Source organism: Microbulbifer epialgicus, assembly GCF_041447265.1.
Taxonomy (GTDB): domain Bacteria; phylum Pseudomonadota; class Gammaproteobacteria; order Pseudomonadales; family Cellvibrionaceae; genus Microbulbifer; species Microbulbifer epialgicus.
Genome location: NZ_JBGMEK010000041.1, coordinates 16,653 through 37,086 on the forward strand (window position 1 = coordinate 16,653; position 20,434 = coordinate 37,086).

Below are 20,434 nucleotides of genomic sequence, written 5' to 3' on the forward strand. Positions count from 1 at the left end.
CCACCTATCATATTGGCACTGAAAATCACATCTTTCATACGGTGTATTTACTATCAATATTTTATTGCCTTTATACTTAACAAAAAAGATCTTAACGTAAGTTATTGTTAACTGAATTAAAAATCGCTTTAAATTAATTGAGATAATTTCATGAAAAATAGAATATATGTAAAAGTGTATATTCTCTTATTGTTCGCTGCATCCACTTCAGCTTACTCCCTAGATTGGCATGAATACAAAAGCGATAATTTTACTGTTTACTCTGACCTTTCATTCAAAAAAGCCAAGAAACTGCTTTTGGATATGGAGCGTTTTCGAGCTGCAACCTTGCTTCTAACTGGCCTTAAAGACCAGCCTGAAAATGCCAGGTTGAGGATTTATCATTTCAACAAGCCTTGAGAATTTAGAAAATTCTCAAGAGAACGAAGCATAGCAGGATTTTATATAAACACATTAAATGGCCCATTGATATTTTCTAAGGAAAATAGAACTAGCATATTAGACGGTGGAGAAATCATGTTCCATGAATATGTCCACCATCTGGTTAGAGAGAGAAGTACTAATAGAAGCCGCTGGAGGCTTGACTCGCTCTAAACTCTAGATATGAAATATATGGCTTTTGGGTAACTGAAAATAAACAAGCATCAGCTGAAAATTACAGGATTAACTCTCCAGCTTTCCCGTCATTTTGGATGGGAGGGTAGGGGCCGGTGATATTTCCAGCCCCGGAGTCTCAGATTATCGTTGCTCTCCAAGTAGCCCCTGGACTTCATCGTACAGTGTTTGTGCCTTGACCTCAGGCGGCTCAATAGGATTGCCGGCCACAACGCTGACCCTGGACCAGAAGCGCCGTGGCCAAGTGGTAAATGCATGGCCATCTTTATGGCTGAAAAAGCTGCCCCACAGGCCGCGCAGGGCCATGGGGATAACCGGTACTGGGGTGCGTGCCAGTATTTTTTCAATACCCGCCTTAAAGGGTTGGATTACTCCGTCCTTTGTCAGCTGACCTTCCGGAAAAATACACAGGAGATCGCCGTCCTTGAGGCCTTGCTCAATATCCTGGAATGCCTTCTCGTAACCTTCGGGGTCTTTTAGCTTGGAGCAGATGGGAATGGCACGTCCGGTACGGAAAATAAAATGCAGTACCGGAATTTCGTAAATCGGCTTGTACATGATAAAGCGAATAGGGCGGCGCACTGCACCAGCTAACAGCAGTGCATCCACATAGCTAACATGATTACATACGATAAGTGCTGGGCCATTGGCTGGAATCTGTTCCAGCCCCTCATGCTTTACCCGGTATATAGTGTGGGAGAGCATCCAGATTAACAGGCGCATGGCAAACTCAGGCACTTTAGCGAATACAAAGATAGCCACGGCGGCGTTCATCAGGGCGATCACCAGAAAAAACTGCGGAATAGTGATTTCCAGCACATTCAGGAAGAAAATACCCAGAAGTGCCGAGACCACCATAAACAACGCATTTAAAATGTTGTTCACCGAAATAATTTGTGCCCTGATCCCCGGCTCTGAGCGATCCTGCATCATCGCATAAAGCGGCACTATGTACAGGCCGCCAAATATACCAATCAGGACTAAGCAGCTAAGGATAGAGTAGGCACCGTCACTGCTTAGAAATGCGCTTAGTGATGCCTGCTGCAACACTGTAAAGTGATCACCGGCAATAAAAAGAGCGATACCGGTAATGGTCAGGCCGGCAGCGCCCAAGGGAACCAGGCCAAGCTCAATATGCCCATTGGACATGCGCGAACACAGTAGTGAACCCAATGCTATGCCGATGGTAAAGGTACATAGCAGCAGGGTAACGAGGGACTCGTCGCCACCTAGAACATTCTTGGTGAAACTGGGTATCTGGGTCAGGTAGGCCGCGCCCAATAACCAGAACCAGGAGATGCCGATAATGGCGTAAAAAATCGAAGGGGTCTTGGCGGTTTTGCGTAGTATGTTGGTGGCCTGAGTGAATGGGTTAGGGTTCACCCGCAAGTCTGGTGCCGGCGCTGGAGCGAACGGAATACCGAGGCTGGTCAAGTAGCCAAAAGTAGCAGCTCCCATAATGATCAGGCCCAAATAAAACAGCCCGTGTTCGCCCTGGCCAGTTAGCCCCGCCAGTAATCCTCCAACGATGGTGCCGGTGAGGATACCTACAAAGGTGCCCATTTCCACCAGGGCATTGCCACCAACCAGCTCGGAGCGCTTCAAGTGTTGGGGGAGGATGGCATATTTTATCGGGCCAAAAAATGCGGATTGCACGCCCAGCAGGAAGAGTACCGCGAGGCAAAATACATTATTACCACTGTAAAGTGCTGTGACACCCAATGCACCAATACAGATCTCCCCCAGTTTAATCAGCCTGATTAGGCGGCTTTTGTCGAATTTGTCTGCCAGTTGTCCGGCAGAGGCGGAAAAGAGAAAGAAAGGCAGAATAAACAGACCTGCAGCTATATTAATCAGCGCATTAGCCTGGCTTTCCACAAGGCGAAACGCGATCATCACAATCAGTGCATTTTTATAGACGTTGTCGTTAAAGGCACCGAGAAACTGCGTGAGAAAGAAGGGCAGGAAACGGCGACTGCTGAGCAGTTGGAGCTGGGTGCGATAGACCATAGATATTTTCTCTTCTAAACGCGCCATCTACCTTACGCCAAAGAGGTACTGAGTTGTCCAGCATGCAGTGGCAACAAAATAGATGGTATGATGATGTATAGCGCAAGCGTCTACTCGTGGACGGTAATAGTGCTCAAGACGCTTTTTGGGTCAATTCTCTCAAGTGGACCACCAACAGCTGCGCTAGCTAGTCAGGGGCTCCTTGGGGGAAATTAAAAACGGTAAGCCTCCCACCAATCAGCACAAACTATGTCGCTATCTGCAGAGCTTTCCTATTCTCGAGGCATAATAGTCGCCATACTCTGCTTTCTATCTTTGGGGTGGCGTCCACCATCCTAGTAAAGAGTATTTAAACAGAGGCACTTACTGCCAAACGAGTCGGCGGGGAACCACTTTAAGGGGCCTCTATAAATTACTTTTTTGGCATCTGTCAGCACCGATTCACGAGAGCTTCAGGGCGATAAAATTCAGGAAAGCGCAATTTTTAGAGGTGCCTCATAATTATCTTCTGTGGACATTTCTCTGATTCCTTGGCAGTAGCATTACTCAGTCAATTAATTCAAAAGGCTCTTGCTATATATCCCAGCACTCACCTCTGAACGGCTGGAAGCAGAACCTGTAGGTAAGTGTGTCACAAAATGAAACTATTTTGCCTTAATGTCACCAAATGCCAAGCGCGCATTCCTTAAGCGCAAGTGGCGCACACAATATAAATTGTTAAAGATCTCACCCATTGGTCCACATTGAGAGGGTTAGCCGAGCTTGCATCTCTCCGAATTCAAATAATAGATGAGTTGATGCTTGAGAAGCTCTAACATTCCATGTCCTTCAATACGCTAATCAGTTGGTGAGAATCGGCTTTGGATTGATGGACCGGTAATTGAAAGCAGCTACCATTCGGTAGCTCGTTCTTAATTATACCGCTCTCCTTCGCAATTCTTTATCTACAACGTCAACCGGTGTAGACCAAGTGTTCTGCTCTGAAGCGGATTTTAGCTTGAGCTTCCCACTGATCAATGTGTTGTGTTGTTGTCGACCAGCACTGCCAAGGCGCTTTTAGGTGTGGACATGGATGTTCTCCCAAGGGTTTTGGGAACCATTAGCTCTGATTTGGCCGGGTCGGTAGGGTGCACTTTAAGTGGCGTTTACAAAATATGCAGGTATTAGCATCCGCAGGTATAGAGGCAGACATCTACACCTTAAATGAATTTATTTGTATAATCCAAATGAAATTATCATAAGCATATGTAATCGCGTAAGCACATTCAATTTGAGATATTTTATGAAAGCTAGAGTATTTAGCTTAATATTTGTTCTTTTTTTACCCACCCTTTCCAGTTCAGCTTACTGTCGGGATTGGCATGAATTTAAGAGCGAAAATTTCACTGTTTATTCGGATGTATCTGCTAAAAAAGCAAAGGATTTACTGCTTGACTTGGAAAAGTTTCGCAGAGCCTCACTTCTACTCACGGGATTGGAAAATAGGGCTGAAAACTCAAGGCTCAGAGTATATCATTTCAACAAATCTAAGGTTTTCGATGAATTCTCTGGAACAAGACGTGTCGCTGGATTTTACACAAACACAATCAATGGCCCGTTGATTTTTTCCCAAGAAAACAATCGGGGAATATTTAAGGGTGAAGAAATCATGTTCCATGAATATGTTCACCATCTTATGCGAGAGCGTGGCGGCATGCGCTATCCCAAATGGTATTCCGAAGGATTTGCAGAACTATTGGCAAGCGCCGTCATTAAAAAAGACTCTATAGTAATCGGAAACCTTCCCAAATGGAGGCTTTATGCCTTGCAAGAAGGTCCTTTAAAAGCCGAACAAATAATCAAACTCGATACAACTAAAAAAGGCGGAAAATATAATGACAGGTATTATGCTAGTGCCTGGTTACTGCTGCACTACTTATTTTTCAGTGAAGACTCCAGGAAAAACTCATACAATCAAGCTACAAAAGAATATTTAGCAAAAATTAATGAAGGGGGCAATGCTTTAAAGGAATTTCCTCTACATTACAATATTGAACTGAAAGAGCTAGACGCTGCATTAGTCCGCTACCTAAGAGAGCGTAGACTATCAGGGTATGAGGTCAAACTCACAATAAACGATATTAAAGTTAGCAAAAGAAAACTCAGTAAAAATGAAGAACTACTACTTCTAGCAGAGAGAGCCGTCGATCTGGAAAAATACGATCTCGCACTTAGATACCTGGAAAGGGCAGAAAGTAAGTCAACTTCATCTCATGCAATTGATTCTCTTAAAGCCAATCTTTTGTTTTATAAAAAGGATTATGATTCGGCAAGCACTCTTATCGAGGGGCTGTTAGGGATAGATGAGATAGATTATCGGGTAGCTACTAATTTAGCTATATATTATCTCAATCGACTGGAAGGCAACCTTGAATCCAATCATTGGGACGATGATAGCTACTCTAAAATTCTGGATTATGCTGATATAGCTATAAAATTAAATCCAAATTCACTTTCGGCTTATCAGCTTAAGTGGATGGCTCAGCAGAGAAAGGATAGTACTATCGATGCCTTAAAGACCATGATGGCCGCTTACCAACAAAATCCAAATAGTATTGAAATCAATAGCTCTATTGGTTTTTTCCTGGCTGAACTCAAAAAACCGAAGCTGGCCAAGCCTTTCCTTGAAAGAACCCTGGCTTGGTCCCACGATAAAAAAGTCCGCGCACAGGCAAAAAAGCTACTCAAATGGATTGAGAATGATTCTGTCATTGCAGCCGAGTCAACTGCAAAGAAATCGGCATAACCCTATACTTTAAGGTTTGTTTACTTGTGCCCCTATATTAATTTTATGAAAGTTAATATAGGGGCACAAATTGCGGATATTCAAAATACTTTAGACCTGATACGTAACCAGAGAATAGAAATTTATTGGGCTAATGCCCTTTTTCTTCTTCTCTCAAGGTCAATACTTCACAACCATCCGCAGTAACCAATACTGTATGCTCCCACTGGGCTGATAATTTTCCATCTTTGGTCACAACGGTCCAGCCATCTTTTTTCAACTTTGTCTTGCGATTACCCTGATTAATCATAGGCTCTATGGTAAATGTCATACCTTCCTGTAAAATGGCTCCACTGCCAGCGCGGCCATAATGTAGAACTTGTGGCTCCTCGTGCATTTCCCGGCCGATGCCATGCCCACAGTATTCACGCACCACACTAAATCCCTGTCGCTCCGTATAGCGTTGTATTGCATTCCCAATATCACCCAGAGTCGCCCCTGGCTTAACCGTACGGATTCCTGTCCACATAGCTTCGTAGCAGCTCTGTATCAATTTTTTCGCAATAGGAGTGACACTGCCGATCATGTACATTTTACTGGAATCTGCAATATAACCGGATTTTTCCAGGGTAATATCCACATTCACAATATCGCCATCGCGCAGCGCCTGACCCTGTCGCGGCATACCGTGGCACACTACTTCATTAACTGAAGTATTGAGGGCGTAAGGGTAACCGTACTGGCCTTTACTGGCTGGTCGTGCTTTCAGCTCCCGAACAATAAACGTCTCTACCTGATTATTAATTTCCATCGTAGTAATGCCCGGCTTCACAACATCATCAAGCATGCTAAAAACACGACTCAGCAATTCACCAGAGGCACGCATCAGCTGCTGTTCTTTTGCACTCTTGATCTTGATGTTACTCACGGACCAGCTCTTCCAGGGTAAATGTTTCAGTGCGCAATAATTTTTTACACAGCTGGCTGTAACTCAGCTCGGGGTTCAGCTCAGCTAGCATGCCAATCTTTATCCAGTACTCAGCCTGAGCGTTAATTGAACGCGCCAAGCTTGTACTCGCCTTACGAATCTCGTCATGCAGATCCTCGGAAATTTTGACAATACCCATTGCTATACGCCATATATATGATTTATATACGAAGTGTATATTACAAAAACAGATGGGTACAGGAACAAATTGTGACAATATTATGCAACTTATTGCATAGCTAATACGGGGACGATAAGGTTAAGCAATAACAACAATAGCTATGAGGCCACCATGACCGATACCATTGAGAAAAAGCGTAGCGCCCCCAAGCCAAGTCGCCTGCGCATTGGCCGGCGCTATCGCGCAAGTCGTTTGGAGGGGCCTTATGACGCCCTGGTGATTGGCTCCGGGATTGGCGGCCTGACCACCGCAGCGATGCTCAGTGCTGCCGGCAAGAAGGTTCTGGTGCTTGAACAGCATTACACTGCTGGCGGCTATACCCATGCCTATGATCGCAATGGCTACGAGTGGGATGTCGGTGTGCACTACATCGGCGATGTGGGCAAACACCCAACCATGACCCGCAGGATCTTCGACTTTATTTCTAATCACCAGTTGCACTGGGCTCCGATGGACGAAACCTATGATCGAATCTGCATCGGTGAGGATCAATTCGATTTACGTGCCGGGCGCCAGGCTTTTATTGATGAGTTGGTAAAGCACTTTCCAGATGAGCGTGAAAATATCGAACGCTATCTGGGCCGTCTCAGTGAGGTGGCCCAATCCATGCAGCGCTTGGCCTTAGAAAAATTACTGCCTTCCTGGTGCGGCCCACTCGTACGCTTGTGGCGAAAACTACGCGACCCATCCTGGCTCAATAAGACCACTCGAGAAGTACTAGCTGAGATCACCCAAAATGAAAAGTTAATTTCTGTGCTCACCGGCCAGTGGGGCGATAACGGTATGACCCCAGCGCAGGGCAGCTTTATTATCCACGCACTGATCGCCAAGCACTATTTATACGGTGGCTATTACCCAGTTGGTGGCGCAAGTAAAATATCTGAAACCATAATTCCGCAGATCCAAGCCGGTGGTGGAGAGGTCTTCACCTATGCCACCGTGGAAACTATCCTGCTAAATGGCAATCGCGTGCGTGGGATACGTATGGCGGATGGCACCGAAATAGAGGCACCTTTAGTGATTTCGGGAGCCGGGGTTTTCAATACCTTCGAAAAGCTGCTGCCGCAAAGTACCAGCGAGCGCTTAGGTTATATACGGGATCTGAAAACCGTGACACGCTCTATGTCCCATCTCTGCCTCTATATTGGCCTGGAGAAAACCTCGGAAGAATTGCAGCTACCCAAAACGAACTACTGGCTCTACTCCAGTGATAAATACGAGCAGGACATGCAGGACTTCCTGGAAGATGGGAGCAAGGATATCCCCCTAGTCTATATTTCTTTCCCATCTGCAAAGGACCCCACTTTTACCCAACGTTATCCAGGGCGCGCCACTATCGAAATTGTAGCGCCAGCCAATTACGATTGGTTCACCCAGTGGCACGACAAACCCTGGGGCAAGCGTGGCGATGATTACGAAACACTGAAAGAAAAGTTCAGCCAGCGACTGTTGGAGCAGCTATACAAGCACTTCCCACACTTGCGCGGACAAATCGATTATTACGAGCTGTCTACACCACTCTCCACAGATTACTTCTGTTTTTACCCGCGCGGCGAAATTTATGGGCTCGACCACGACCCGAACCGCTTTGAACAGGGCTGGCTGAGGCCTCAAACCCGGCTCAAGGGCTTGTACCTCACCGGCCAGGATGTGATGAGCTGCGGTGTGGCCGGTGCCATGATTTCAGGTGCATTAACCGCTCAGAGCATTCTCGGCTGGCGCAAGGGAGCAAAGTTGATGCGCCAAGTACTCACCAGCAAACCGACACCAGGAACTGATAGCGCTGGAGAAGGGTTCAGTAAAGCTACCAGTTAACTATTCCCTAAGTCCCAATACCATTAAACCCGGCTGCAACGCCGGGTTTAATGGTATCTCAGTGGATTTCACCAGAAGTGGTCAACGCCGGGGTAACTTACTCGGCACCCGATCAAAATTCAGCACTCGGATGACCAGGCGGCGGTTTTCCTTTTGCCCTGCTTCAGTGCTGTTATCGGCAATGGGGTCAGTATCCCCATAACCCTGAGCTTCCATGCGCTCTGCCGCGATACCCCGCTCCTTCAAAAAGTGTTGCACCCATTCCGCGCGCCATTGGGATAACCGCAGGTTTTTCTTCGGCTCGCCAGCATTGTCGGTATGGCCTTCAATGGCAATGCGCAGATCGGGAAAATCACGCATGATCAATAGCAGCGCCTCCAGATCGGCAATGCTATCCATACGCGGTGCGAATCCGCCTGGATCAAATTCCAGACGCAGGATAAAGGTATCCCCGCCCTTGCGCGTGTTTCCCCGAAGGAAGCGCACCAGATCATCAGCAAAAGGGGCCGCCTGTCGCGCTGCCTTTTCGCTCTCTCCAGTTTGCACTTCTGTCAGGGGCTTCAACGCGTATTTCTTGTTGGGGTCGGGGCAGCCGGTGAGGAATATCACCTGTAGTAAAAGATAGCAGACGAATAATGATTTGCCCGCCATAAACAGGACTTCCAGTTTCTAGACGTCTGATTCAGTGTAGAACACAGGTGGAAACCCAGATTTAAGAGGAATCAGAGGTCAGCAGTGGTGCTCAGCCCACTTCCCCACCATCAGATAAAATTCAAAACCGCCATCAAATCGCTGACCACCCGCGCGCCATGGTGCTCAAGCTGAGGTGCACGCACGGGATGGCCACTATAGCCAACCACGCGCATGCCTGCTGCGACAGCGGCCTGCACCCCAGAAATGGAATCCTCCACTACCAGGCAGCGCTCGGGCGCGACACCCATAGTATCGGCCGCGTGCAAGAATAGTTCGGGCCAGGGCTTGCCGCGAGATACATCTTCGGCACTGAATATTCTGCCGTCAAAATATTCATACAGACCGGTTTTATTCAGAGTCAGCTGCATTTTCTGGTGGGAACCGGAAGAAGCCACACAGCTACGCATGCCAACTTTCTGCAGCTGATCAAGCAAACCCTCAATACCGGCTACAGGCTGCAGTTCAGCGTGAAAAGCTTCGCGAATTAGCCTCTCGGTGTTGCCAAAATAGTGATCAGGCAGGGGGCCACCGTAACGCTTTTCGATTTCCAGCAGACAGTCCTTGGCGGGCCGTCCACTGAACTGTTCATCCAGTTCTTCCGCAGTGGTGGATATACCAAGCTTATTCATTTCCTCAGCCAGTATACGGCAGACAATACTCTCGCTATCCACCAGCACACCATCGCAATCGAAAATAATCAAATCGGTGGAAGACATAAGACCCCGTCAAATCAACGCGCAGAAAGCAACATCAGGCCGAGTATCACGCCGATAATGCCGCTAATGCGCAGAAAGTTTTCATTGCCATGTGAGAGCTTGATCGCCAGCGCCTTGCTACGCTCAAAACCAATTTGCAGCATATAGGCGCCACTGAGTAATACCAGCACACCTAGTGCATTAAACAGGATATACCAGTGGCGTGTATCAGCGATCAGCAGCAGTATCAGGCCGACAATGATCCGCGCCCAAGCGGAAAGTGCATAACCCGTTTCATTCAGGCGCTCGCTGAGATCTCGCGCCAGATGAGGTCGTGCAATAATCGCGGCAGACAGCACAATTATTGAGATTCCCAATAGCCATATAATTACTTTAATCATACTTTTCCTTCCCTGAGCACAATTGAGTCAATATTATCCGCTGGATTTCTGCCTACAAATCGCCCCATTGGAATTGCAATACCGAGAGTGCGGCAATGGGCGCAGTTTCTGTGCGCATCACCCGCGGCCCCAATCGCAGTGGCATAAAGCCCTGCGCCAAAGCCGAATCAATTTCCAGCTGGGACAGCCCTCCCTCTGGGCCCACCAATAACAGGGCAGAGTCCGGTTTACCGCGCTCAGCCTGCCACTGGCGCAAATCCAACTGGGTGCGATGATGCAGTACCAGTTTGGACTCGGGCTCGTCATTCTGTGTAGCACTTTGCAGATAGTGCGCCAGTTTTACCGGCTGAGCAATCTCCGGTATCCGGTTGCGCTCACACTGCTCACAGGCACTGATCGCTATCTGGCGCCAGTGGCCAAGCTTTTTCTGCAGGCGCTCGCCAGATAATTTCACTTCGCAGCGCTCGGTAAACAGTGGCTGGATTGTCGTCACTCCCAGCTCGGTAGCTTTCTGCACCACCCAGTCAAACCGGTCACCGCGGGAAATGCCGATAGCCAAAGTCAGAGCCAGGGGAGACTGGCGATCCTCTTGACGAAACTCCCCAGTGCGCGCCCGTGCGCGCTTGCCAGCCTCGATTAACTCCGCACTATATTCCCCTCCGCTACCATCAAAAAGCGTCAGGGGGTGGCCGGCACTCAGGCGAAGCACTTTGACTAAATGACGGGAAGCCGATTCATCCAGTTCCACCTCTTGTTGTGTGGCGAGGGACTGCCTGGAAAAAATACGCGGAATGCGCATGAGTGAAAATCCTATACAAACGCCATAAAAAAGCCGACAGGGATGTCGGCATTTTGCAGGCTTTTAGTTTAGGCATTTATGCTCTGAGTAAGCAATGGTGGAGTGCTACCACCATTGCTTACTGCACAACTAACGGTCACACCGTCTCCAGTGACACTGTGGTTTCATTTTCACCCAAGCGCTTTACCTTAGAGCGTATCACCTCAATCACCTTGTACAGATTTGGCACCAAAATCAGGGTCACCGCCGTAGCGAACAATACCCCGAAGGCAAGGCTGATCACCATCGGGATCAGGAACTGTGCCTGGATAGAGCGCTCGAACATAATCGGTACCAGACCGATAAAGGTGGTGATGGACGTGAGGATAATTGGGCGGAAACGGTCGCGTCCCGCCTGGACTACTGCGTCCATTACCGCCAAACCCTCAGCTCGCAACTGATTGATGCGGTCCATCAATACCAGGTTATCATTCACAACTACCCCGGCTGCAGCAAGGAACCCGAGCATGGACATAATGCTAATGTTATGCCCCATCAACAGGTGCCCAACTACCGCTCCGAAGAAACCAAACGGCACTGCAGTGAGAATCAGCAACGGCTGCGAGTAGGAACGGAAAGCAATGGCCAAGAGCGCATAGATGGCAAACAGCGACAGTACAAAGAATGCCATAATTGCACCATTAAACTCCTCTTCCTCCTGCATTTCACCGGCGGTTCTCAGGGAGAAGCCAGGAAACTTACGCTCTAGCTCGGGCACCAAATTCTCACGCATATCCTTGAGGATTTCCTGTGCAGTTGAGGTGTTTGGAGTAATCTCTGCAAAGACCCGCACGGTGCGCTCTCGGTTGTTGCGACGGATGGTGGTATAACCCGGCACATAAACCGCATCTGCCACTGCAGAAAAGGGCACCTCCCCCTCCGCTGTGCGAATGCGGATGCGATCCATCTGCTCTTCGCTGGCACGCTCCTCTTGCGGATAGCGCACCATTACTCTCACATCCTCACGGCCTCGGGGAATACGCTGTACCTCTTCGCCGTAGAAACCCTGACGCACCTGCCTGGCTACATCCGCCAGATTAACGCCCATAGTAGTGGCGTAGGGCTTCAGCTGTATCTCAATATCGCGGCGGGCGCTGGTGAGGTTGTCACGCACATCGTAGACACCAGTGTAGGTATCCAGCTTTTCCTTAACGGCATCTGCAGCGGCGCGTAATTCAGCCATATCCCCGGAGGCCGTGCTCAAGTTCAGGCTCATACCGTTACCACCATTATTAATGGTTGAGGCAATATCCATCTCTTCGACACTCGCGGGCAGTTCGCCAATCAACTCTCGCCAGCGCAGTGCCAGAGACTTGGATGTTACATCGCGCAATTCACCTTCAGTGAGCTGTAATATCACATAAATATTACCGCGCCAGTTGAATACCAAAGAGTTTTCAACAAAGGGTTCGCCCTTGTTTTGCTTCAGCATTTCCTCGTCAGTGGCAAGCTTGTCTGCCGCGGCCAGCACCTGCTCCATCACGCGCTCTGACTCGTGGAAAGGCTCGCCAGAGGCCATAGTCGCCTTTAATTCCAGTAAATCCGATGGTACCTGCGGTGAGAAAGAGGAGCCGACATAGCCACTCATAAACACCGTAACCGCCAGGCCCAAGGCCAATAAGAATGCCATTACCGTGGTACGGCTATTACCCAGAGACTTTTTCAATAACGGTAGGTAGTACTTGTCGCCAGCGGTTTTCATTGCACCGGCAAAATATCCGCGCAGCTTCTGCAGCTTGATGCCCGCTTTCGACTTCGCCGGCTTCTCAGGCTTCATACCCACCAGATGTGCCGGCAGGATCAGCAAAGACTCCACCAGGGAAAAAGCCAGGCACAACAGCACCACCACCGGCAAGGCCAGCATCTGTTGTGCCGTATAACCCGGCAGGAACAGCATCGGAATAAAGAAGACCATGGTAGAGGTCACAGCGAAGATCACCGGGGCAGAAACCTGCTTTACTCCCGCCTCTGCAGCCGCAAGACCAGTAATGCCCCGGTCATGGGCGGCATGTACCGCCTCTCCCACAATAATCGCATCGTCCACCACAATCCCGAGAATTAGCAGGAAGGCGAATAACGACAGCATATTCAGGCTGACACCGGTGACTGGCAACAGCCAGAGGGCACCGAGGAATGCAACAACAATTCCCACAGTCACCCACAACGCCAGCGCTGGCCGCAGGAACAACATCAGCATAATAAAGACCATGGCAAAACCGCCCAACGCGTTCCCGGTGAGCAGGCTCATACGACCTTCAAATGCCTTGGAGAAATCGAACCAGATATCGAATTCCATACCCGGTGGCAACTGGGTCCGGGCCTCCTCCATAAAGGCCTTGATACGCTCAGCGGTGCCCACTACATCCAGCGGTTCACCCTGGGTCACACGCAGGTTCATGGCCGGGTTGCCATTAAAAAGGATAACGTTGCTGTTTTCCTCAAAGCCGTCACGCACTGTCGCCACATCGCGCAGCAGCAGTACTGAGCCGTCGGCACGGCTGATTACCGGAATACGCTCAAAATCCTCAGCGGTATATGCCTGACCGCGGGTTTGCACCTGAATATCACCGCGATCTGAGCGAACCATACCCGCGGGCAAATCCAGGGAGGAGCTGCGCACCGCATTGGCCACATCGTTAAAACTAAGGTTGTAGCGGCGCAAATCCACCTCAGAAACTTCTATCGAAAGTTCATCCGGGCGGTCACCCCAAACATCCACTCGGCGCACTCCAGGAATCAGAGTGAGCTTGTCGCGAAGATCCAGTGTGGTCTCCTTGAGCTGGCGCTCAGACACAGGACCACCCACTGCGATCATCATCAGCTGAGCATCCCACTCTGTCAGATGGATTACCGGGCGCTCAATCCCCTCTGGGAAGGTATTGATACTATCCACCTGTACCTTGATATCGTTGAGCAGGCGTAGCTGGTCATAACCATCCACTGCCTGGATATCTACTGCAGAATGCCCCCGTCGAGAGGCGGAATTTATCTCCTTGATACCCTTTACTTCGGAAATCGCCTCCTCCACACGCAAGGTAACCTGCTGTTCGACTTCTGCCGGACCGGCGCCTGGAAAGGAGATATCGACCTCGATAATACCTGGTTGAATCGTCGGGAAAACTTCGCGATCTATACCGCTGATACCAAAAATACCGCCGATGATAATCATAATCATCAACAAATTGGCGGCCTTGCTGTTGCGTGTAAACCAGGGAATGATGCCGTTCATCAGTGGCCTCCCTGAGATGCATTGGTCACTGCAGAGTCACTCGCCGCTGTGGTCTCTTCAGAGTTACTTTCGACACTGTCGAGCAGACCGGCCGGCTTTTCATTCAGGGGATTAGCGGTAAGCGCCATACCCTCGCGGGAATAACCCAGGCTGGAAACCACGACTCGATCACCAGCGGCAATATCGCCACGCAGCCAGACCTTGTCACCGACAGTTTGCAGCAATTCCACTTCTATAAAAACGAGGCTGCTCTCTTCGTTCAGAACCAGCAGGTGGTCTCCTTCGTGTAGAGCCTGGCGGGGCAGTTCCACCACATCATCAAAAGTTCTGCCTGCGATATCCGCTTCCACAAACAGACCATTCATTAGTGGTGCATCACCCTCATAGGGATTCTGTACCTGAGCTACGGCAAAGATAAAGCGGCTGTTGGGGTCGATGCTCGCCTCGGTGCGAACCAGCTGTGCGCGCCACTCGCGATCACGCCCGGCCACTACTGCTTGAAGCCGCACAACCGGACCATTTTCAATGGATTTACCCAACGGCAGGTCGAGCAGAGCCAACTGCTGATCAGTGAGGGGAAGGCGTACCTCAGCGATACTGGTACTGTGGATTTTTGCCAGCTTGGTGCCGGGGGTGATGTACTGTCCCAGGTCGACATAGGTTTCTACTACACGACCGGCAAAAGGCGCAGTAACTGTTGTGCGTTTCAGGTCCAGTTTGGCTTGATCGCGATCCGCACCGGCTGCAGCTACTGCAGCTTCCGCTGCGGCCAGGTGGGGCTTGCGCAGGAACAGGGCGTTTGCAGCATCACTACCCAGATCACGCCACTCTCGCTTGGCCTGCTTGGCGCGGCCCTGCTCCTGTGCAAGCGCGGATTTGGCATCGGCCAATTGTGACTCGGCGCGAGTCACTTTATAAACGTAGTCGGCCTGTTCGAACTTGAGCAGAGGCTCCCCTTCAGAAAAGAAACCGCCGGGTACAAAGGCATCTGCCACGCTTTCAATTACACCGCCGACACGAGCCACCACTTCAATTTCATGACGGGCGTGTACCGTGCCCTGGCTGGGTACTAATAATGTCTGGCGACCCGGCTCCACATAGAGCACATCGGCGACTGGCGGCACAACGGCTTCCGGTGGCTTTTCTTCAGGCTTGGGCTTGAGGTACACCAGCGCAGTAATGGCTGCGGCCCCAACAATCATAACGGTAAGTAATAGCTTGTTCTTGTTCGAAACGTTCACAGGCACTCTCTACCCCAATTCTCGTGACCGAAACTGGTCAAATTTTAATTAGCGCGCATTCTACAGGTCTTCGACGCGGATAAGCGTGTATTTGGATGCAGGTTGCCGCATGAGTTTGTGCCCTACCGCAAACCTTCCTCACAGCGTCCTGGTAACGCATAATGCCAACCCAATTTACCGTAGTAGGAGAGACAGCCAGGCCACACAAAGCCAAGGAAACCGATAGGCTATTTCCCGGTCAAACGCCGCTCCTAAAAGTACGAACCCCCCGGAAAATGGATGTAAACATCAAATGCTGGATATCAACGTTCGCATCGCCGAAGAACTCAATGTACGCCCACAACAGGTCACGGCCGCAGTATCCCTGCTCGATGAAGGCGCCACTGTGCCATTTATCGCCCGCTACCGGAAGGAAGTGACAGGGGCCCTGGATGACACCCAATTACGCAACCTGGAAGATCGCCTGCGCTACCTGCGCGAGTTGGAAGAGCGCCGCGCAGCCATCCTCAAAAGTATTGATGAACAGGGCAAGCTCTCACCGGAACTGGCACAACAGATCAACAGTGCCGACACCAAGAACCGCCTCGAAGACCTCTACCTTCCCTACAAACCCAAGCGTCGCACCAAAGGACAAATTGCCATCGAGGCGGGCCTGGAACCATTGGCCGATGCCCTGATTAACGATCCCAGCCTAGACCCTGCAGTAGAAGCTCAGCAATATCTCAACACAGATAGCGAAGACACCTCCTTACAAGTGAAGGACATCAAGGCTGCCCTGGACGGGGCCAAATTTATCCTGATGGAACGGTTCGCCGAGGATGCCGAGCTTCTGGGCAAGCTGCGCGATTTCCTCAAACGAGATGGGCAGGTCAAATCCAAACTGCTGGATGGTAAAGAAGAAGAGGGGGCCAAGTTCCGCGATTACTTCGAGTATGCAGAAGACTGGTCCAAGGTTCCCTCCCACCGCGCTCTGGCAATTTTCCGCGGCCGCAATGAGGGCATCCTCGCTATCAGCGTGGGCTTGCCGGAAGAAGAGGGGGCTTCTCCCACCGCCGGCCACCCCTGTGAAACCATGATTGCGAGACACTTCGATATTAGCGATGAAGGACGCGCTGCAGATAAGTGGCTCGGCGAAGTGGTGCGCTGGACTTGGCGTATCAAACTGCTCACCGCATTGGAAACCGACCTGCTTGGCGGGCTGCGGGAAAAAGCGGAAGAAGAGGCCATCAAGGTATTCTCCCGCAACCTTAAAGACTTGTTACTGGCGGCACCTGCCGGGCAAAAGGCCACTATCGGCCTGGACCCAGGTCTGCGCACCGGGGTTAAAGTGGCTGTAGTAGATGCTACCGGCAAAATGCTTGACCACACCGCTATCTTCCCCAATCCACCGCAAAACCGACACCAGGAATCCGCTGCTGTCATCGCAGCCCTATGCAACAAATATAATGTGGGCCTGATCGCTATTGGCAACGGCACCGCCAGCCGTGAGACCGATAAGTTTGTAGGCGAGACTATCAAGCAATACAAACTCAGCGCACAGAAAGTAGTGGTGAACGAGGCCGGTGCCTCCGTGTACTCCGCCTCTGAGTTTGCCGCGCGGGAATTCCCTGACCTGGACGTGACTATTCGCGGTGCTATCTCTATCGCCCGCCGCCTGCAGGACCCACTGGCGGAACTGGTGAAGATCGAACCCAAATCCATTGGTGTTGGTCAGTACCAACACGATGTGTCCCAGACACAGTTGGCTCGCTCCCTCGACGCAGTCGTGGAAGACTGTGTAAACGGTGTCGGTGCCGAACTGAACTCCGCCTCGGCACCACTGCTGGCCAAGGTTTCCGGTCTGACTGCTTCTATCGCCAGCAATATCGTCAGCTATCGCGACCAAAACGGTGCCTTTAAAAATCGCAAACAGCTAATGGAAGTGCCGCGCCTGGGGCCCAAGGCTTTCGAACAGGCCGCCGGCTTCCTGCGTATTAACAACGGCGATAACCCCCTGGATAAATCCGGTGTACACCCGGAGTCCTACATCGTGGTTAAGCGCATTGCCGAGAAAAGCAGCCGCGAGATCAACAGCCTGATCGGCGACTCCGCCTTCCTGCGTCGCCTAAACCCAGCGGACTATACCGATGAGAAATTCGGTGTCCCCACCGTTACCGATATCATCGCCGAACTAGAGAAACCTGGCCGTGACCCGCGCCCGGAATTCCGCACTGCTCGCTTTGAAGAGGGCGTGGAAGAAATCAAAGACCTGCGCCCGGCCATGGTGCTCGAAGGTACGGTTACCAATGTCACCAATTTCGGCGCGTTTGTGGATATCGGCGTTCACCAGGACGGCTTGGTGCATATCTCCGCACTCTCAGAAAAGTTCGTTAAAGATCCCCATGAGGTGGTTAAAGCCGGCGATATTGTAAAAGTAAAAGTGATGGAAGTGGATGTAGCGCGTAAACGTATTGGCCTCTCCATGCGCCTGTCGGATGAGCCCGGCGAGCAGGGCAGTGGTGGGGTTAAGAAAGGTGATCAGAGAGAAAGCCGCCAGGCTCAACGCTACAATAAGCAGCAGGGCAATCGCCAACAGAAGGGTAGCCAGGCTAGTGGCCGTGGTAGTATGGGGGATATTCTGGCTGCGGCCATGAACAAAAAGAAATAATTAACCAACTACAAATACTTACAGAAAAACGGTCCTCTGGAGGGCCGTTTTTCTTTTAAAAAGGAAGAAAACAAGGCTATTTTTCTTTTAACTCGCCTTGCGGTTTAACCTCTGGCACAACTTCTGATTTCTCAGCCATATTTACCATTACTGAGGATGGGTATTTATAAAATGCATTATTTACTCCATCAATAATGCAAGAAGCTGTCAGTATGCACCCGTCCCAAACGAGATCCAGTAGCAGCCACTGCGCCTGAAAGCTGGGGCTTGCACTACCTGTGCCCTTCTGACTCTCATTCTCACACTCTACTTGTAACTGGTTGCCATCTTTATGGATAACTGAAGTTGTATTGGCAATGACACGCCACTCTCCCTCTTCATTTTTAATATTGCAGCGTGTTTGCTCTGGGGAATTATCGTTTAAGGTAGAAACGATGATATCCTGGTTAGCGCCATCAAATATTGTGGCACAGCCTGCCAAAGTAAAAGCCCCTGCAAAAGCACATACTGTAAATATTCTTTTAATCACTACTAAATCCTGAAATTAAAAAAGACAAATCACCAAAACTAAACAGCTTGGTGCGGGCGGCGCAATATTGCTCTGTATCAGAGTATCTCGTCAAGTCAGATATTGAATATATAAATTTTTAATAAGATTCAGAAGTAGGCTCTTTCTTGCCCCGCACTGAAAGATACTGGTAGAGGAATGGAAAAATGCAGTTTCTCTCCTGTATCGGGATGATCAAAATCAAGCTCATTGGCATGAAGCAATAGCCTTGGGGCTGCACTTAATGCTTCAGAAGAAGCATAAAAAGGGTCACCCAAGATCGGATGGCCTATCGCCTGCATATGCACCCGTAATTGATGTGAACGCCCAGTAACAGGTTTTAAGCGAATTAAACTGCTACTTTCTGAGATGGATACTTTCTCCCAATAGGTTAGGGAAGGTTTACCTACTTCGAAATCCACTTTTTGCCTCGGCCTATTTGGCCAATCGCAAATAAGCGGCAGGTTTACTTCACCAGATTCCGCTTCAGGAACCCCCCAAACTCGAGCCAGATAGGTTTTATTAACTTCACGATTTTGAAAAAGGGTACTGAGTTTTCTGTGAATCTCAGGGCCACGTGCCATCACCACAAGTCCTGATGTATCCATGTCCAGGCGATGGACAATCAAGGCTTCCGAGTAGCGCTGCTGGACTCGACTGGCCAAACTATCTTTATTGGCGGGATCTCGACCCGGCACGCTGAGAAGACCACTTGGTTTATTCAAAACCAGTATAGAAGTATCTTTATAAACTTCGGACAGAAATGGTTCTGAAGGAGGGCAGTATTTCCGCACTATCAAATTCCCAATACATGCTAATTTCTACTGGCCCTTCCCTGTGGCTAGTTAAATAATCAAATAAGAGAGAAACCCTATTGAGCACCCAACCCTAAAGAGCTCAATACATGTGCAGAAGCATCCACTTGATTCATCGTATAAAAGTGCAATCCAGGCGCACCGCCTTCCAGAAGTGTTTCACATAAATCCGTAACCAGTTCGAGGCCTAACTTACGAACATCCTCTGGGTCTCTATAGCTCTCCATGCGCTTTTTTAACCAACGCGGAATTTCAGCACCGCAATTGCGGGAAAAGCGCACTAAATTATCAAAATTGATAATTGGCATGATCCCCGGATAAATTGGTGCATCAATGCCAGCCTTCTCGCACTGATCAATAAAATAAAAATACGAATCTGGATTATAGAAATACTGCGTTAATGCACTATTTGCACCGGCTTCAAATTTACCTTTTAGATAGCGTATATCATCATCATAGCTATTGGATTCCGGATGTATTTCCGGGTAGGCGGCAACTTCCAGGTGGAAGTAATCACCGGTATGGCGGCGGATAAAAGCTACCAGTTCATTCGCATAGACCAGTTGAGCAACCGCGCCCATCCCTGAAGGCATATCACCGCGCAAGGCAACGATTCGATTTACACCGGCCTCTCGATATAAATTCAAAAGTTCGAGAATCGCCTCTTCAGTATCGCCACCGAACGATAAATGCGGTGCGATGGAGATCCCATCGCGGCGCATATCCGTCACAATATTCGAGGTGGTCTCTCGAGTAGTGCCACCTGCGCCATAGGTGACAGAGAAAAATTCGGGATTAAATACCTGTAAAGCTTCGCGGGTTTTATACAGCTTTGCGCGTCCTTCGGGGGTTTTTGGTGGGAAAAATTCGAAACTGATGCGAATGGAGTTTTTCATGTTATTTTCCAGACCCTCCGAAAGTAAGGTGCCGGCACGCCGGCACCTTACTATGAGGA

Annotated in this window: 16 protein-coding genes; 4 read left to right on the forward strand and 12 right to left on the reverse strand. The window is 49.7% G+C overall.

Annotated elements, in window-relative coordinates:
- Positions 1 to 150 precede the first annotated feature (150 nt).
- A complete protein-coding gene (locus tag ACCI49_RS16000; protein ID WP_371840085.1) occupies positions 151 to 399 on the forward strand; it encodes a hypothetical protein in 249 nt (82 codons plus the stop codon).
- A 339-nt stretch (positions 400 to 738) separates the two neighbouring features.
- On the opposite strand, the gene ACCI49_RS16005 is transcribed toward ACCI49_RS16000, so the two are convergent.
- A complete protein-coding gene (locus tag ACCI49_RS16005; protein WP_371840086.1) occupies positions 739 to 2,652 on the reverse strand; it encodes an MFS transporter in 1,914 nt (637 codons plus the stop codon).
- A 1,255-nt stretch (positions 2,653 to 3,907) separates the two neighbouring features.
- Here ACCI49_RS16005 and ACCI49_RS16010 point away from each other — a divergent pair.
- On the forward strand, positions 3,908 to 5,410 hold the full coding sequence (locus ACCI49_RS16010) for a tetratricopeptide repeat protein (protein ID WP_371840087.1): 1,503 nt from the start codon (positions 3,908 to 3,910) through the stop codon (positions 5,408 to 5,410).
- A 130-nt stretch (positions 5,411 to 5,540) separates the two neighbouring features.
- On the opposite strand, the gene map is transcribed toward ACCI49_RS16010, so the two are convergent.
- Both map and ACCI49_RS16020 read right to left on the reverse strand, forming a co-directional pair.
- On the reverse strand, positions 5,541 to 6,317 hold the full coding sequence (gene map / locus ACCI49_RS16015) for a type I methionyl aminopeptidase (RefSeq protein WP_371840088.1): 777 nt from the start codon (positions 6,315 to 6,317) through the stop codon (positions 5,541 to 5,543).
- Entirely contained in the window at positions 6,310 to 6,516 is a 207-nt protein-coding gene (locus tag ACCI49_RS16020) for a ParD-like family protein (protein WP_371840089.1), read from the reverse strand. Before ACCI49_RS16020 ends, map begins: the two co-directional genes overlap by 8 nt.
- 153 nt (positions 6,517 to 6,669) lie before the next feature.
- Between ACCI49_RS16020 and ACCI49_RS16025 the strand changes: the two genes are divergently transcribed.
- On the forward strand, positions 6,670 to 8,373 hold the full coding sequence (locus tag ACCI49_RS16025) for a phytoene desaturase family protein (RefSeq protein WP_371840090.1): 1,704 nt from the start codon (positions 6,670 to 6,672) through the stop codon (positions 8,371 to 8,373).
- 81 nt (positions 8,374 to 8,454) lie between these two features.
- Here ACCI49_RS16025 and ACCI49_RS16030 read toward each other — a convergent pair whose 3' ends face one another.
- The 6 genes from ACCI49_RS16030 to ACCI49_RS16055 form a co-directional block, all read right to left on the reverse strand.
- A complete protein-coding gene (locus tag ACCI49_RS16030) occupies positions 8,455 to 9,024 on the reverse strand; it encodes an OmpA family protein (RefSeq protein ID WP_371840091.1) in 570 nt (189 codons plus the stop codon).
- Between the two features lie 110 nt (positions 9,025 to 9,134).
- A complete protein-coding gene (locus ACCI49_RS16035; protein ID WP_371840092.1) occupies positions 9,135 to 9,782 on the reverse strand; it encodes an HAD family hydrolase in 648 nt (215 codons plus the stop codon).
- A gap of 14 nt (positions 9,783 to 9,796) precedes the next feature.
- Positions 9,797 to 10,162, reverse strand: coding sequence for a hypothetical protein (locus ACCI49_RS16040; protein ID WP_371840093.1), 366 nt, complete (start codon positions 10,160 to 10,162; stop codon positions 9,797 to 9,799).
- Positions 10,163 to 10,214: 52 nt separating this feature from the next.
- The gene (locus tag ACCI49_RS16045) at positions 10,215 to 10,961 is read right to left on the reverse strand and encodes a 16S rRNA (uracil(1498)-N(3))-methyltransferase (protein ID WP_371840095.1); all 747 of its coding nucleotides are present in this window, start codon (positions 10,959 to 10,961) and stop codon (positions 10,215 to 10,217) included.
- Between the two features lie 136 nt (positions 10,962 to 11,097).
- On the reverse strand, positions 11,098 to 14,229 hold the full coding sequence (locus tag ACCI49_RS16050) for an efflux RND transporter permease subunit (RefSeq protein WP_371840096.1): 3,132 nt from the start codon (positions 14,227 to 14,229) through the stop codon (positions 11,098 to 11,100).
- A complete protein-coding gene (locus ACCI49_RS16055) occupies positions 14,229 to 15,470 on the reverse strand; it encodes an efflux RND transporter periplasmic adaptor subunit (protein WP_371840097.1) in 1,242 nt (413 codons plus the stop codon). The genes ACCI49_RS16050 and ACCI49_RS16055 overlap by 1 nt, the downstream gene beginning before the upstream one ends.
- Before the next feature lie 292 nt (positions 15,471 to 15,762).
- Between ACCI49_RS16055 and ACCI49_RS16060 the strand changes: the two genes are divergently transcribed.
- Positions 15,763 to 18,117 (forward strand): Tex family protein, encoded by a 2,355-nt coding sequence (locus ACCI49_RS16060; protein ID WP_371840098.1) that lies wholly within the window; start codon positions 15,763 to 15,765, stop codon positions 18,115 to 18,117.
- Positions 18,118 to 18,193: 76 nt separating this feature from the next.
- Here the strand turns inward: ACCI49_RS16060 and ACCI49_RS16065 are convergent, their stop codons facing one another.
- From ACCI49_RS16065 to metF, 3 genes are all read right to left on the reverse strand, one after another.
- Entirely contained in the window at positions 18,194 to 18,646 is a 453-nt protein-coding gene (locus ACCI49_RS16065) for a hypothetical protein (protein WP_371840099.1), read from the reverse strand.
- Positions 18,647 to 18,774: 128 nt separating this feature from the next.
- Complete coding sequence (locus tag ACCI49_RS16070; protein WP_371840100.1) at positions 18,775 to 19,458, reverse strand: pseudouridine synthase; 684 nt, start codon at positions 19,456 to 19,458, stop codon at positions 18,775 to 18,777.
- A gap of 77 nt (positions 19,459 to 19,535) precedes the next feature.
- Positions 19,536 to 20,375: a methylenetetrahydrofolate reductase [NAD(P)H] gene (metF, locus tag ACCI49_RS16075; RefSeq protein WP_371840102.1), complete on the reverse strand. Its 840-nt coding sequence runs from the start codon at positions 20,373 to 20,375 to the stop codon at positions 19,536 to 19,538.
- Between the last annotated feature and the right edge of the window lie 59 nt (positions 20,376 to 20,434).

Excerpts from the sequence above, each read along its gene's own strand:
- ACCI49_RS16060 (WP_371840098.1), top strand. The coding sequence starts at position 15,763 with ATGCTGGATATCAACGTTCGCATCGCCGAAGAACTCAATGTACGCCCA.
- ACCI49_RS16025 (WP_371840090.1), top strand. The coding sequence starts at position 6,670 with ATGACCGATACCATTGAGAAAAAGCGTAGCGCCCCCAAGCCAAGTCGC.
- ACCI49_RS16005 (WP_371840086.1), bottom strand. The coding sequence starts at position 2,652 with ATGGCGCGTTTAGAAGAGAAAATATCTATGGTCTATCGCACCCAGCTC.
- ACCI49_RS16010 (WP_371840087.1), top strand. The coding sequence starts at position 3,908 with ATGAAAGCTAGAGTATTTAGCTTAATATTTGTTCTTTTTTTACCCACC.
- metF (WP_371840102.1), bottom strand. The coding sequence starts at position 20,375 with ATGAAAAACTCCATTCGCATCAGTTTCGAATTTTTCCCACCAAAAACC.
- ACCI49_RS16045 (WP_371840095.1), bottom strand. The coding sequence starts at position 10,961 with ATGCGCATTCCGCGTATTTTTTCCAGGCAGTCCCTCGCCACACAACAA.
- ACCI49_RS16040 (WP_371840093.1), bottom strand. The coding sequence starts at position 10,162 with ATGATTAAAGTAATTATATGGCTATTGGGAATCTCAATAATTGTGCTG.
- ACCI49_RS16000 (WP_371840085.1), top strand. The coding sequence starts at position 151 with ATGAAAAATAGAATATATGTAAAAGTGTATATTCTCTTATTGTTCGCT.
- ACCI49_RS16050 (WP_371840096.1), bottom strand. The coding sequence starts at position 14,229 with ATGAACGGCATCATTCCCTGGTTTACACGCAACAGCAAGGCCGCCAAT.
- ACCI49_RS16035 (WP_371840092.1), bottom strand. The coding sequence starts at position 9,782 with ATGTCTTCCACCGATTTGATTATTTTCGATTGCGATGGTGTGCTGGTG.
- ACCI49_RS16020 (WP_371840089.1), bottom strand. The coding sequence starts at position 6,516 with ATGGGTATTGTCAAAATTTCCGAGGATCTGCATGACGAGATTCGTAAG.
- ACCI49_RS16030 (WP_371840091.1), bottom strand. The coding sequence starts at position 9,024 with ATGGCGGGCAAATCATTATTCGTCTGCTATCTTTTACTACAGGTGATA.